This is a genomic window from Pseudoalteromonas porphyrae, assembly GCF_001298125.1.
Taxonomy (GTDB): domain Bacteria; phylum Pseudomonadota; class Gammaproteobacteria; order Enterobacterales; family Alteromonadaceae; genus Pseudoalteromonas; species Pseudoalteromonas neustonica.
In genome coordinates, this window is sequence record NZ_LHPH01000022.1 from 73,911 (window position 1) to 85,254 (window position 11,344).

General features: G+C 41.2%; 16 protein-coding genes. 13 read left to right on the plus strand and 3 right to left on the minus strand.

Annotation, left to right across the window (positions count from 1 at the left end; translation table 11 throughout):
* Positions 1-37 precede the first annotated feature (37 nt).
* Positions 38-496, minus strand: a complete 459-nt coding sequence (locus ADS77_RS16690) for an EVE domain-containing protein (protein ID WP_054206122.1) — start codon at positions 494-496, stop codon at positions 38-40.
* Positions 497-575: 79 nt separating this feature from the next.
* On the opposite strand from ADS77_RS16690, the gene tesB reads away from it, so the two are divergent.
* Complete coding sequence (gene tesB / locus ADS77_RS16695) at positions 576-1,433, plus strand: acyl-CoA thioesterase II (protein WP_054206123.1); 858 nt, start codon at positions 576-578, stop codon at positions 1,431-1,433.
* On the opposite strand, the gene plsB is transcribed toward tesB, so the two are convergent.
* Positions 1,430-3,883 (minus strand): glycerol-3-phosphate 1-O-acyltransferase PlsB, encoded by a 2,454-nt coding sequence (gene plsB / locus ADS77_RS16700; protein WP_054455434.1) that lies wholly within the window; start codon positions 3,881-3,883, stop codon positions 1,430-1,432. The genes tesB and plsB overlap by 4 nt on opposite strands.
* A gap of 406 nt (positions 3,884-4,289) precedes the next feature.
* Here plsB and rpsJ point away from each other — a divergent pair, with 406 nt between their 5' ends.
* From rpsJ to rpsQ, 11 genes are read left to right on the plus strand one after another with little or no spacing between them, the layout of a single operon-like run.
* Positions 4,290-4,601 (plus strand): 30S ribosomal protein S10, encoded by a 312-nt coding sequence (gene rpsJ / locus ADS77_RS16705; RefSeq protein WP_002957900.1) that lies wholly within the window; start codon positions 4,290-4,292, stop codon positions 4,599-4,601.
* Positions 4,602-4,628: 27 nt separating this feature from the next.
* Positions 4,629-5,264, plus strand: a complete 636-nt coding sequence (gene rplC / locus ADS77_RS16710) for a 50S ribosomal protein L3 (protein WP_054206125.1) — start codon at positions 4,629-4,631, stop codon at positions 5,262-5,264.
* 17 nt (positions 5,265-5,281) lie between these two features.
* Complete coding sequence (gene rplD, locus ADS77_RS16715; protein ID WP_054206126.1) at positions 5,282-5,887, plus strand: 50S ribosomal protein L4; 606 nt, start codon at positions 5,282-5,284, stop codon at positions 5,885-5,887.
* Complete coding sequence (rplW, locus tag ADS77_RS16720; protein ID WP_054206127.1) at positions 5,884-6,186, plus strand: 50S ribosomal protein L23; 303 nt, start codon at positions 5,884-5,886, stop codon at positions 6,184-6,186. Before rplD ends, rplW begins: the two co-directional genes overlap by 4 nt.
* A 17-nt stretch (positions 6,187-6,203) precedes the next feature.
* Positions 6,204-7,028, plus strand: coding sequence for a 50S ribosomal protein L2 (rplB, locus tag ADS77_RS16725; RefSeq protein ID WP_002957895.1), 825 nt, complete (start codon positions 6,204-6,206; stop codon positions 7,026-7,028).
* Between the two features lie 15 nt (positions 7,029-7,043).
* Positions 7,044-7,322, plus strand: a complete 279-nt coding sequence (gene rpsS / locus ADS77_RS16730; protein ID WP_004588689.1) for a 30S ribosomal protein S19 — start codon at positions 7,044-7,046, stop codon at positions 7,320-7,322.
* A gap of 14 nt (positions 7,323-7,336) precedes the next feature.
* Positions 7,337-7,669: a 50S ribosomal protein L22 gene (rplV, locus tag ADS77_RS16735; protein WP_004588690.1), complete on the plus strand. Its 333-nt coding sequence runs from the start codon at positions 7,337-7,339 to the stop codon at positions 7,667-7,669.
* A gap of 11 nt (positions 7,670-7,680) precedes the next feature.
* Entirely contained in the window at positions 7,681-8,382 is a 702-nt protein-coding gene (gene rpsC, locus ADS77_RS16740) for a 30S ribosomal protein S3 (protein WP_054206128.1), read from the plus strand.
* A 12-nt stretch (positions 8,383-8,394) separates the two neighbouring features.
* Positions 8,395-8,808 carry a 50S ribosomal protein L16 gene (gene rplP, locus ADS77_RS16745; protein WP_054206129.1) on the plus strand — a complete coding sequence of 138 codons (414 nt, stop codon included), beginning with the start codon at positions 8,395-8,397 and terminating at the stop codon, positions 8,806-8,808.
* Positions 8,808-8,999 (plus strand): 50S ribosomal protein L29, encoded by a 192-nt coding sequence (gene rpmC, locus ADS77_RS16750; protein ID WP_054206130.1) that lies wholly within the window; start codon positions 8,808-8,810, stop codon positions 8,997-8,999. The genes rplP and rpmC overlap by 1 nt, the downstream gene beginning before the upstream one ends.
* On the plus strand, positions 8,999-9,256 hold the full coding sequence (gene rpsQ / locus ADS77_RS16755; RefSeq protein ID WP_054206131.1) for a 30S ribosomal protein S17: 258 nt from the start codon (positions 8,999-9,001) through the stop codon (positions 9,254-9,256). The genes rpmC and rpsQ overlap by 1 nt, the downstream gene beginning before the upstream one ends.
* Positions 9,257-9,470: 214 nt before the next feature.
* On the opposite strand, the gene ADS77_RS16760 is transcribed toward rpsQ, so the two are convergent.
* A complete protein-coding gene (locus ADS77_RS16760) occupies positions 9,471-10,007 on the minus strand; it encodes a helix-turn-helix domain-containing protein (RefSeq protein WP_054206132.1) in 537 nt (178 codons plus the stop codon).
* 187 nt (positions 10,008-10,194) lie between these two features.
* Here ADS77_RS16760 and ADS77_RS16765 point away from each other — a divergent pair, with 187 nt between their 5' ends.
* Entirely contained in the window at positions 10,195-10,665 is a 471-nt protein-coding gene (locus tag ADS77_RS16765; protein ID WP_054455436.1) for a hypothetical protein, read from the plus strand.
* Positions 10,666-11,344 lie beyond the last annotated feature (679 nt).

Sequence of the window (11,344 nt, forward strand, 5' to 3'; positions counted from 1 at the left end):
AAAGCGCGGGATAAGGCCACGCTTACTGCTTAGCGCTCTATTGCGCCATTTTCATTATCTCATTCCAATCAGCCTGGGTGACCGGCATTACCGATAATCGACCACCTTTTTTTAGCGCTATTTCGGTAATGGCATCATTTTTCTTAATCGCTTTAAGACTAACAAGTTTACTTAAGTGCTGCTGATAGCTGACCTCAACGACCACCCAGCGTGGCTTATCATTGCTTGATTTAGGGTCATAATAATCACTACTTAAATCAAATTGGCACGGGTCTGGATAGGCCTCAGCGGTCACTGTTGCAATACCGGCTACACCTACTTGCTTACAGCTTGAATGATAGATCATCACTAGGTCGCCAAGTTTTACATCATCGCGCATAAAGTTGCGAGCTTGATAATTACGTACACCTTCCCAGGCTGTTGTTTGTGCGGGTGCACTCTTTAAATCATCAATTGAAAAAGCATCGGGTTCGGTTTTAAATAGCCAATAAGCCATAGTAAGGTTTCCTAACAAAGATTTACTTAGAGTCATTGTATAGTATGATTTAACTATTGTGGGATTGAGGATATTAAAAATGAGCCAAGTTTTAGATGATTTATTGTCATTATTAACGCTAGAAGAAATAGAGCAGGGCTTATATCGTGGGCAAAGCCAAGATTTAGGTTTTCGGGCGGTATTTGGTGGTCAAGTGATGGGGCAAGCGCTCTCAGCAGCTAAAGAGACCTTACCTGAAGGGCGTATTGTTCATTCATTGCATTCTTATTTTTTACGCCCGGGCGATGCAGCAAAGCCGATAGTGTACGATGTTGAAACCATTCGAGATGGTAAAAGCTTTAGTACTCGTCGTGTGAGTGCCATTCAATACGGTAAGCCAATTTTTTATATGACGGCGTCGTTTCAGGCTGTTGAAGAAGGCTTATCTCACCAAGCTACTATGCCTGACGTACCTGCACCTGAAGAACTGCGCTCATCATTAGAGTTTTATCAAGAAAACGCCGAGCATATACCAGAGGTAATTCGGAATAAGTTTATCCGCGAAATGCCCATTGAGATGCGTCCGGTGACATTTCATAACCCGTTCAAACCACAAGAAATGGAACCCGTTAAGCATATTTGGTTTAAAGCCAATGGTGAAATGCCAGATGATCAGCGCATTCATAATTACTTACTAGCGTATGCGTCTGATTTTGAGTTTTTACCAACTGCATTACAGCCGCATGGCGTATCGTTTATGCAGCCAAATATGCAAGTTGCAACGATTGATCATGCAATGTGGTTTCACCGTCCGTTTAGAATGGACGATTGGATTTTATATACTATTGATAGCCCAAGTGCGAGTTCTGGTCGTGGCATGGTTCGCGGGCAGTTCTTTGACCGTCAAGGCAATTTAGTTGCCTCAACGATTCAAGAAGGGGTCATGCGTCAGCGCTAATCATGCGCTGAGTGTTGTGCTTGGCTCAGTACAATATCACTAATAGACTGCCAGATCCGTGCTGGCAGTAACGCCTTAAGGTACATATAGGCTTCACATAATTCAGTGCTGCCTTCTAAGCCATTACTCGTTTCGCTAATTAAGCCTTGTTCACGCAAATTACTAATAAAACCTACCAATACTTTTTTGTCAAAAAACTCAGGAGTTTTAATACCGTGCAATGTACCTAATCGCTGCGCGAGTACTTGGCTTTCACGCTCAAGTTCGGCGCGTTCAATGCCTTTACTCGTTTGGATAAAGCCAATCACAATGGCGTAGCGTTGTAGAGTTAAACTCAGCGCACGACCAAGTATTTCAAGCTTGGCTAAGCAGTCATTACTATTCGTGATTTTGATATTGTCGCCCTCAATCTCTATCAGGTCTTGATCAACAAAGCTGGCTAAAATTCGGGTAATATAATTTTCATCAAGCGCGTGCAAAAACCATTCTTTAGCAAACATAGGGTAAAAGCAGTTAATCAATGCTTGGCACTGCGAAATGGTGGTTTTATGGCTTTTAAATATATGCAGCGCCAGTAAACTTGGTACAGAAAACACATGCAAAATATTATTACGATAGTAGTTAAAGAGGATTTTTTCTTTATCGTTAATCGCGATAATCTCGCCAAACTCATCGCTTATTACATCAAATTTATTTAGCTTTAAGGCGTGAGTTAATAGCTCTTCCGGGCTCTCATTTGGAATGGTGATTTTTGCGCTGTAACTAGCATTGCGTTGTAAGTGCAGATAAAAATCAAGTTGTGCAAGCAGTTTTGGTTTACTCAAGGCTTGCTTATCGTTTACTAATAAAATCATAGCAAGCAAATTAACAGCGTTAAGCGCGGCCGCATTATTAATGTTAACCATTACTTTATCGGCTAAGGTGGCTACTTGTGGTCCAAGCCATTGTGGTTTTTGTACATCCGTAGGATGAATAGAATCACGCCAATCTGGTTGTTGGTCATTTAAATATTGATTGACCGAAATGGGGTCGCCAAAATTTAAATAACCACGGCCGTAGTTTTTTAAGTTTTTAATTGCTTTAAAAATCCCAAATATTGATTCACCTTTTTTATCATCACCGGCGAGCTCTTTAAGGTAGGTATTAATTTCCATAACGTGTTCATAACCAATGTACACAGGCACAATTGAAATTGGGCGATCAATACCACGAAGCATGGCTTGCAGTGTCATAGCCAACATGCCGGTTTTTGGTGGCAGTAAACGCCCGGTCCGGCTACGCCCGCCTTCGGTATAAAACTTAACAGAGTAGCCTTTAATAAATAGTTGGCTTAAATACTCTTTAAACACCGCTGAATAAAGTTTGTTGCCCGCAAATGAACGGCGAATAAAAAAGGCGCCTGAGCGACGGAAAATTCCACCTGCTGGAAAAAAGTTTAAATTAATACCCGCAGCAATATGTGGCGGTACTAAACCAAGATGATAAATAGAGTAGGTTAGCAGTAGATAATCCATGTGACTGCGATGACACGGCATATAGATGATTTCATGGCCTTTATTGGTCAGGTCGTGAATTTGCTCGGTGTATTTTATTTCGATACCGTTATACAGCTTGTTCCATAACCAAGTTAATGCCCTCTCAGCAACGCGGATGGTCGCGTCACTGTAGTTAGCGGCTATTTCATCCAGTAGTTTTAATGCGTTTTGACGTGCCTGTGCTTGGCTTATATTCTTACTCTTTGCTTCATCGCTAATAGCTTTTTTAATAGTGGGGGATGCTAATAGCGAATTAAATAATTGCTCGCGTGAGGGCATTTTAGGGCCCGTAGCCGCTAATTTTTGACGACGAAAATGTACGCGGGCTACACGCAATAATTTATGCGGCAGCTCATCCACATCGGTTTTTTCGTTTACTAATAGCGATAAATCTAACGGCTGACTAAAGCGTACAAAATTATCACGGCCAGAGAACAGTAAAACAAAAAATTTACGAAACCAGCTAGGCGTTAAAGAGTGTGATACGAGTGTACCTAAACCTGGTTTTTCTTTACCCGGATTGCGACCCCATAAAATAGTGACCGGAATGACTTGTACGTTTTTTTCACCACTGGCGATTAACTGTTCAATGATTTGCTTACCTTGATTTAACGCGTCAGTAGGCTTTGCCTTGTCACCAAACAGTGGTGGTGGGTTCTGTAGGCCAATAAAGCGATCTAATGAGGCATTACCAAGCAGTTGTTGTTCGGTCGGATTTGGTAAGCCATGCTTTTTACATACGCGTGCGAGTGCAGCTAAATCAGATCGAGCATTGAGTTTAACGATATAAAAAGTGGGATAAGCCGGGTTAAGGGCATATTGTTCAATAGGGCTCTCTGGCAGCACCTTACTTTTTACAAGCAGGCGGTTGGTCACCATTGAGATAAAGTTCAAACAATAATTAAAAATACGCATCAACTCACCAAGGTTAAGGATTAAGAGATAAAAGCAAACAAGGGGGAATAATAACAATTAAAAACTGGACTGACCATTATCATTCATACTATGCATGATCTCACTATAGTAAATCCACAGTAATGACGACACGATGACAGGCCCTTTTTTACAGTATAAATTACAGTCATTCGGGTTGATTGAAATAGTTGTTGCATTTATCACCAATATCATTATAATACGCAGGCTTTCAAAATTCCCTCGGGAACTTGGAAGGAACATTAAGCTTGGATTTCAAGCTAATAAAACAGGAGTTCCGATTTGGAACTCAACGTAGATATAAATCAACAACCGGCATCTTAATTATTAAGATTGTTTCGGTCGTTTTTTTATGCTCTTTAAATGCTCTTTATATTGAGGTTTAAGAATGTCAAATCAACGCATTCGTATTCGCCTAAAAGCTTTTGACCACCGTTTGATTGACCAATCAACGGCGGAAATCGTGGAAACTGCGAAACGCACTGGCGCACAAGTACGTGGTCCAATTCCACTACCTACACGCTTTGAACGTTTTACTGTACTTACATCACCGCACGTTAATAAAGACGCGCGTGATCAGTACGAGATCCGCACCCATAAACGTCTGATCGACATCGTAGAACCAACTGACAAGACTGTTGACGCACTTATGCGTTTAGATCTTGCTGCTGGTGTTGATGTTCAAATCAGCCTGGGTTAATCGAAAGATTAGAGAGGTTTTAGGAAAATGGCATTAGGTCTAGTCGGTCGTAAAGTGGGTATGACACGTATCTTCACTGAAGATGGTGTATCTATCCCTGTGACAGTTATTGAAGCGACACCTAACCGCATTGCTCAGATCAAATCTGACGCAACAGACGGTTATAACGCGCTTCAAGTAACCGCAGGCACTAAAAAAGCAAGCCGTGTAAACAAAGCAACAGCGGGTCACTTCGCTAAAGCTGGTGTTGAAGCGGGTCGCGGTCTGTGGGAATTCCGCCTTAACGGTGGTGAAGGCGATTTTGAAGTAGGCGCTGAGCTTACTGTTGAATTATTCAACGAAATCAACAAGGTTGACGTAACCGGTACTTCTAAAGGTAAAGGTTTCCAAGGTGGTGTTAAGCGCTGGAATTTCAGCATGCAAGACGCTACACATGGTAACTCTCTATCTCACCGTGCTCCTGGTTCAATCGGTCAAAACCAATCACCTGGTAAGGTGTTTAAAGGTAAGAAAATGGCCGGTCATATGGGTGCTGAGCGTGTAACGACTCAAAACTTAGAACTAGTACGCGTTGACGCTGAGCGTAACTTGCTTTTAGTTAAGGGTGCAGTACCTGGAGCTATCGGCGGTGACGTTATCGTTAAACCTGCTGTTAAAGCATAAGTCCTGGAGATTTAGTGATGGAATTAGCAATTAAAGACGCTTCTGGCGGTCTTGAAGTTTCTGAAGCTACTTTTGGACGTGAGTTTAACGAAGCATTAGTACATCAAGTAGTTGTTGCATACGCAGCAGGCGCTCGTCAAGGTACTCGTGCTCAGAAGACACGTTCTGAAGTAAGCGGTGGTGGTAAAAAACCATGGGCTCAAAAAGGTACTGGCCGTGCACGTGCTGGTACAATCCGTAGTCCAATTTGGCGTTCAGGTGGCGTTAGCTTTGCAGCTAAACCACAAGACCACAGTCAAAAAGTAAACCGTAAAATGTACCGCGGTGCGATCAAAAGCATTTTATCTGAATTAGTTCGTCAAGAGCGTTTAATCGTTGTTGAAAGTTTTGCTCTAGCAGCACCTAAAACTAAAGAACTAGTTGCTAAGCTTAAAGAACTTGAGCTTAAAGATGTTCTAATCGTAACTGAAGAAGTAGATGAGAATCTATTTTTATCGGCACGTAACCTGTACAAGGTTGACACGCGTGATGTAGCTGGTATCGACCCTGTAAGCTTAATTGCTTTCGACAAGGTACTTATTACAGCTGCTGCTGTTAAGCAACTTGAGGAGACGCTAGCATGATCCGTGAAGAACGTCTTTTAAAAGTGATCCTTGCTCCACATATCTCTGAAAAAAGCACCATTGCTGCTGAAGAAAACAACACGATTGTTTTTAAAGTAGTAAATGACGCAACTAAAGCTGAAGTTAAAGCTGCTGTTGAAAAGCTTTTTGAAGTGGAAGTAACTGGTGTTCGCACACTTAACGTTAAGGGTAAAACAAAACGTACTGGCGCACGTTTCGGTCGTCGTAGCGACTGGAAAAAAGCTTACGTTACTCTTAAAGAAGGCAGCGAACTAGACTTTGTCGGCGGCGCCGAGTAATAAGGGGAGTTAGAATTATGGCACTTCAAAAGTGTAAGCCTACTTCTGCGGGCCGTCGTCACCTAGTTAAAGTGGTTAACTCTGATCTACATAAGGGTAAGCCATACGCACCACTTTTAGAGAAAAACTCTAAATCAGGTGGTCGTAATAACAATGGTCGTATTACGGTTCGTCATATCGGTGGTGGTCATAAGCAGCATTACCGTTTAATCGATTTTAAACGTACTAAAGATGGCATTCCAGCCACTGTTGAGCGTTTAGAATATGATCCAAATCGTAGCGCAAACATCGCTCTTGTATTATATGCAGACGGTGAGCGTCGTTACATTATCGCACCAAAAGGCTTAAAAGCTGGTGATGCAATCCAGTCTGGTGTTGATGCACCAATCAAGCCTGGTAATGCATTACCTATGCGCAATATGCCTGTAGGTTCGACTGTTCACAACGTAGAATTAAAACCAGGTAAAGGTGCTCAAATCGCACGTTCTGCTGGTGCATACGTTCAAATCCTTGCTCGTGATGGTCAATATGTAACATTACGTCTTCGTTCAGGCGAAGTTCGTAAAGTTGAATCTGATTGTCGTGCGACACTAGGTGAAGTAGGCAATGCTGAGCATATGCTTCGTTCACTTGGTAAAGCAGGTGCAAATCGCTGGCGTGGTATTCGTCCGACAGTTCGTGGTGTTGCCATGAACCCGGTTGATCACCCACACGGTGGTGGTGAAGGTCGTACATCTGGTGGTCGTCATCCTGTGTCTCCATGGGGTAAGCCGACTAAAGGTGCTAAGACGCGTAAGAACAAGCGTACGGATAAATTTATAGTACGTCGTCGTACTAAGTAATATTGAGGAATAGCCATGCCACGCTCTCTCAAGAAGGGTCCTTTTATAGACCTACACTTGCTGAAGAAGGTAGAGAAAGCTTTGGAAAGCGGTGAAAAGAAGCCAATTAAAACTTGGAGCCGTCGTTCAATGATCATACCTAACATGATCGGATTGACCATTGCTGTCCATAATGGTCGCCAGCATGTACCAGTTTTCGTTTCTGACGAAATGATCGGTCACAAACTAGGTGAATTTGCACCAACTCGCACTTACCGTGGCCATGCTGCGGATAAGAAAGCGAAGAAACGTTAAGAGGGGAATGATAAATGCAAGCATTAGCTAAACATAAATTCGCCTCTGGTTCGGCGCAAAAAGCACGTCTAGTTGCAGATCAGATCCGCGGGTTACCTGTCGATCGCGCACTAGAAATCCTGGCGTACAGCCCTAAAAAAGCGGCTGTATTAGTTAAGAAAGTACTTGAGTCTGCTATTGCTAACGCAGAGCATAACGAAGGTGCTGACATTGATGAGCTACGTGTAACAACGATCTTTGTGGACGATGGTCCTACAATGAAACGTATTATGCCACGTGCTAAAGGACGCGCTGACCGCATCCTTAAGCGTACAAGCCACATCACTGTTGTGGTTTCAGATAGCTAGGAGTATAAGTAATGGGACAAAAAGTTCATCCTACTGGTATTCGCCTAGGTATATCTAAACCTTGGGTTTCTACCTGGTACGCGAGTTCAAAAGATTTCTCTGCACAGCTTTTTGGCGATCACAAAGTACGTACATTCCTTACTAAGGAATTGAAAGCGGCTTCTGTGTCTAAAATCGTTATTGAGCGTCCAGCAAAATCAATCCGCGTAACAATTCACACGGCTCGTCCGGGTGTTGTTATCGGTAAAAAAGGCGAAGACGTAGAAAAATTACGTCAAGCGGTAACTAAGATTGCTGGTGTACCTGCTCAGATCAATATCTCTGAAGTACGTAAACCAGAACTAGATGCACAGTTAGTTGCAGATGGCATTGCCTCTCAACTAGAGCGTCGTGTTATGTTCCGTCGCGCTATGAAGCGTTCGGTACAAAATGCAATGCGCATTGGTTCAAAAGGAATCAAAGTTGAAGTTAGCGGTCGTCTTGGCGGCGCAGAAATCGCACGTTCAGAATGGTATCGTGAAGGTCGTGTACCTCTACATACTCTTCGTGCTGATATCGACTACGCAACTTCTGAAGCCTTAACCACTTATGGTATCATTGGTGTTAAAGTTTGGATCTTCAAAGGCGAAGTTATTGGTGGTTTACCACTAGTACAAGAGCAAGAGAAGCCAGCTAAACGCGCACCAAAGAAAGCCAAGAAAAGTGCTAAGTAGAGGTAGCGAGTAATGTTACAGCCAAAACGTACAAAATTCCGTAAAACGCATAAAGGCCGCAACCGTGGTCTTGCGCAAAACGGTAACAAAGTAAGCTTCGGTACTTTCGGTTTGAAAGCTACTGGCCGTGGCCGCATGACTGCTCGTCAAATCGAAGCAGCTCGTCGTGCCATGACACGTCACGTAAAGCGTCAAGGTAAAATCTGGATCCGTGTGTTCCCTGATAAGCCTATTACAAACAAACCGCTTGAAGTCCGTATGGGTAAAGGTAAAGGTTCTGTTGAATATTGGGTTGCTGAAATTCAGCCTGGTAAAGTACTTTACGAAATGGAAGGTGTTTCTGAAGAGCTTGCTCGTGAAGCATTCAACCTTGCTGCTCGTAAACTGCCATTCAAAACAACTTTCGTAACTCGGACGGTAATGTGATGAAAGCAAGCGAACTAAAAGACAAAAGCGTAGAAGAGCTTAATGCTGAACTTCTAGGACTTCTTCGTGAGCAATTTAATATGCGCATGCAAGCAAGCACTGGTCAGTTAGCTCAGACACATACGCTAAGAACAGTACGTCGCGATATCGCGCGTGTAAAAACAATTATTAACCAGAAGGCAGGTCAATAATGAGCGATAAAATCCGTACTCTTCAAGGCACTGTAATCAGCGACAAGATGGAAAAATCTTTCACTATCGCTATCGCACGTTACGTGAAGCACCCAATTTATGGGAAATTCATCAAACGTACGACTAAATTACACGTACATGACGAAAATAACACAGCAAAAGCGGGTGACGTTGTTTCTATCCGTGAATGCGCTCCAATTTCTAAGACTAAGTCTTGGACATTAGTAGACGTTATTTCTAGTCCTAAACAAGCTTAATTTTTAATTAAGTCTGTTTTATAAAAGCCTCGGCATTAGCCGGGGCTTTTTGTTTTTAAAGAAGCCATAAGCGGTAAGTTGTCAGCTTTCAGTTGCTCGCAGTAAGTGTTAGCGCCGTAGCTTGGGTTGAGTATTGAGAAACCCGAGGAGGAAAGAGCGCCATAAATGCGCTGAAATAATATTCTTAGAATTAAGTAACAACTAAGTATCGGGTTTATAATTTACGAAACTTATACCTTTGTGAAAATACACCTGCAACTATAGATAGTAAAATACACACTACAGAACCTACAATTAGAAAGCGGTTTTCGATCCTGCTAACTTGTCTTTCGCCGACAATTTGATAAGTAACATCACCTTCAATAAAGCGTTCGCCTTGATATTGCTGACTAACATTAAACGCTAAAAATTCACCTTGTTTTGCCTGATAAGTAAAGTAGGTTTCAGAATAAAAAATTTCATACGTTGCACATAGCCAAACTATAAGACCAATTATAAACAGCACAAAACTTAATATGGGCAGTTTTTTCAGCGGCACGTTTGTTGATGGTGTTGTAGGTAAATAGTTATTAAAACACACTTCGTCGTAGCACAATTTTAGCTTTTCGATCACTTCAGGAGAGGGAATGAATTGACCATTCTCTAGTTTTGATAAATAAGATTGTTGGATGCCTATTTCCCGAGCAGCAAATGCTTGAGTCCATTTTTTGTTTGTTCGAAGACGTTTTAATTCTATTCCTAGTGATTGCATACTTATTACTCTCTCCTTAATTGTTGCCGTATTATTATCACCAATTAGCTAATCCAGAGATAGAGCTTATGATTATATTCATGTAAATGAATAAAAGAATATTATGAATATTAATGGATTAGCGTTTTTTATGGGCTGTTTTAAATTATGCTAGCATTATCAAACTAACGAAAGGATATATTTTATTATGAAAAAACACGTCTATTTATTACTTAGCTCCATGGCTTTATTATTGGTAAGTTATCAAACTAATGCCGAACCTGTTTTTGCAGTTAAAGCCGATATTTATAAATTGAAAAATGAGATAACAATTGATAGTAAAATTGCTAAAAAACTAAAATCATTGGCTCCAATTCACCAACCAGTGCTATTAGCCTTATTAAATGAGAGTGCATTAATAGAAATAGGAGATGAAAAACAATTAACAGCACTTGAGGTAAAGGCAAACGAAGATGGAGCGTTTTTTAATGCGGCGATGAAGTTAAAAGATAAAACAGATGGCCAATGGCAATCAATAACGTCTTTTATGCCTAACATTCCTAATGGTCAAACTGTATATTTTAGCCGTACTTTTATCGATAGTGTTTGGTTGATAAAGTTAACCGGGACACGTTATGAATCAGAGGAGCTGGGTCTAGCTAGTTTCCAAAACCAATAATAGTAATCGCTGGAGTATTATTATCTGTTTACTGAGGTTGATATTTTATATTACTTGTTAGCTGTGTTTGATTTTAAAAATAGAATAATAAATCAATGTTTCAGGATAACTCATATCGTGATTATTACGATTTCATCGTTTTACAGTGCATGTTATGCACAGGTGTTTGTGGGTAACATGTCAGTTTCTTTTGTGTATCTTACAAAAGCGAAATAAATGCAATATTAGTGATAATAACGCTTGCGTAAAATCAGCCGCGCCCTATAATGCGACCCCACTGAGACGGCAGACAGCAACGCTTAGCGGGGCAACAGTTAATCAGTGAGTCGAGTAAAACTTAACTTTGAAATTCTTTAAAAGAAACTAAAAATTAAGTGTTGACAAAAAAATAGGAAAGCGTAACATGCGCAGCCCTAGCGAGATAAAGTTTAACTTTAATCGCAACGTTCTTTAACAATATAAAGCAATCATCTGTGTGGGCACTCGTACAGATTGAGTTCTAACAGCCAAGCTACTTCGGTAGTGAGGCAAAAAATTTAGAGTCTCAATTGAAACTGAGTGACCAACAGCAATAAATTTATTTATTGCAGCACAGTCAATTCAATATCGAAAGATATTAAATAAATTCAGAATTCATTGAGCAGGTTCTTCATTCTTTATTGGATGAGAACAGAAAAAA

Bases quoted from the DNA above. Each gene is read 5' to 3' on its own strand.
- ADS77_RS16690 (WP_054206122.1), bottom strand. From the start codon at position 496: ATGGCTTATTGGCTATTTAAAACCGAACCCGATGCTTTTTCAATTGAT.
- rpmC (WP_054206130.1), top strand. From the start codon at position 8,808: ATGAAAGCAAGCGAACTAAAAGACAAAAGCGTAGAAGAGCTTAATGCT.
- plsB (WP_054455434.1), bottom strand. From the start codon at position 3,883: ATGCGTATTTTTAATTATTGTTTGAACTTTATCTCAATGGTGACCAAC.
- rpsC (WP_054206128.1), top strand. From the start codon at position 7,681: ATGGGACAAAAAGTTCATCCTACTGGTATTCGCCTAGGTATATCTAAA.
- ADS77_RS16760 (WP_054206132.1), bottom strand. From the start codon at position 10,007: ATGCAATCACTAGGAATAGAATTAAAACGTCTTCGAACAAACAAAAAA.
- rpsQ (WP_054206131.1), top strand. From the start codon at position 8,999: ATGAGCGATAAAATCCGTACTCTTCAAGGCACTGTAATCAGCGACAAG.
- rplV (WP_004588690.1), top strand. From the start codon at position 7,337: ATGCAAGCATTAGCTAAACATAAATTCGCCTCTGGTTCGGCGCAAAAA.
- rpsS (WP_004588689.1), top strand. From the start codon at position 7,044: ATGCCACGCTCTCTCAAGAAGGGTCCTTTTATAGACCTACACTTGCTG.
- rplC (WP_054206125.1), top strand. From the start codon at position 4,629: ATGGCATTAGGTCTAGTCGGTCGTAAAGTGGGTATGACACGTATCTTC.
- rplP (WP_054206129.1), top strand. From the start codon at position 8,395: ATGTTACAGCCAAAACGTACAAAATTCCGTAAAACGCATAAAGGCCGC.
- rpsJ (WP_002957900.1), top strand. From the start codon at position 4,290: ATGTCAAATCAACGCATTCGTATTCGCCTAAAAGCTTTTGACCACCGT.
- ADS77_RS16765 (WP_054455436.1), top strand. From the start codon at position 10,195: ATGAAAAAACACGTCTATTTATTACTTAGCTCCATGGCTTTATTATTG.
- tesB (WP_054206123.1), top strand. From the start codon at position 576: ATGAGCCAAGTTTTAGATGATTTATTGTCATTATTAACGCTAGAAGAA.
- rplW (WP_054206127.1), top strand. From the start codon at position 5,884: ATGATCCGTGAAGAACGTCTTTTAAAAGTGATCCTTGCTCCACATATC.
- rplD (WP_054206126.1), top strand. From the start codon at position 5,282: ATGGAATTAGCAATTAAAGACGCTTCTGGCGGTCTTGAAGTTTCTGAA.
- rplB (WP_002957895.1), top strand. From the start codon at position 6,204: ATGGCACTTCAAAAGTGTAAGCCTACTTCTGCGGGCCGTCGTCACCTA.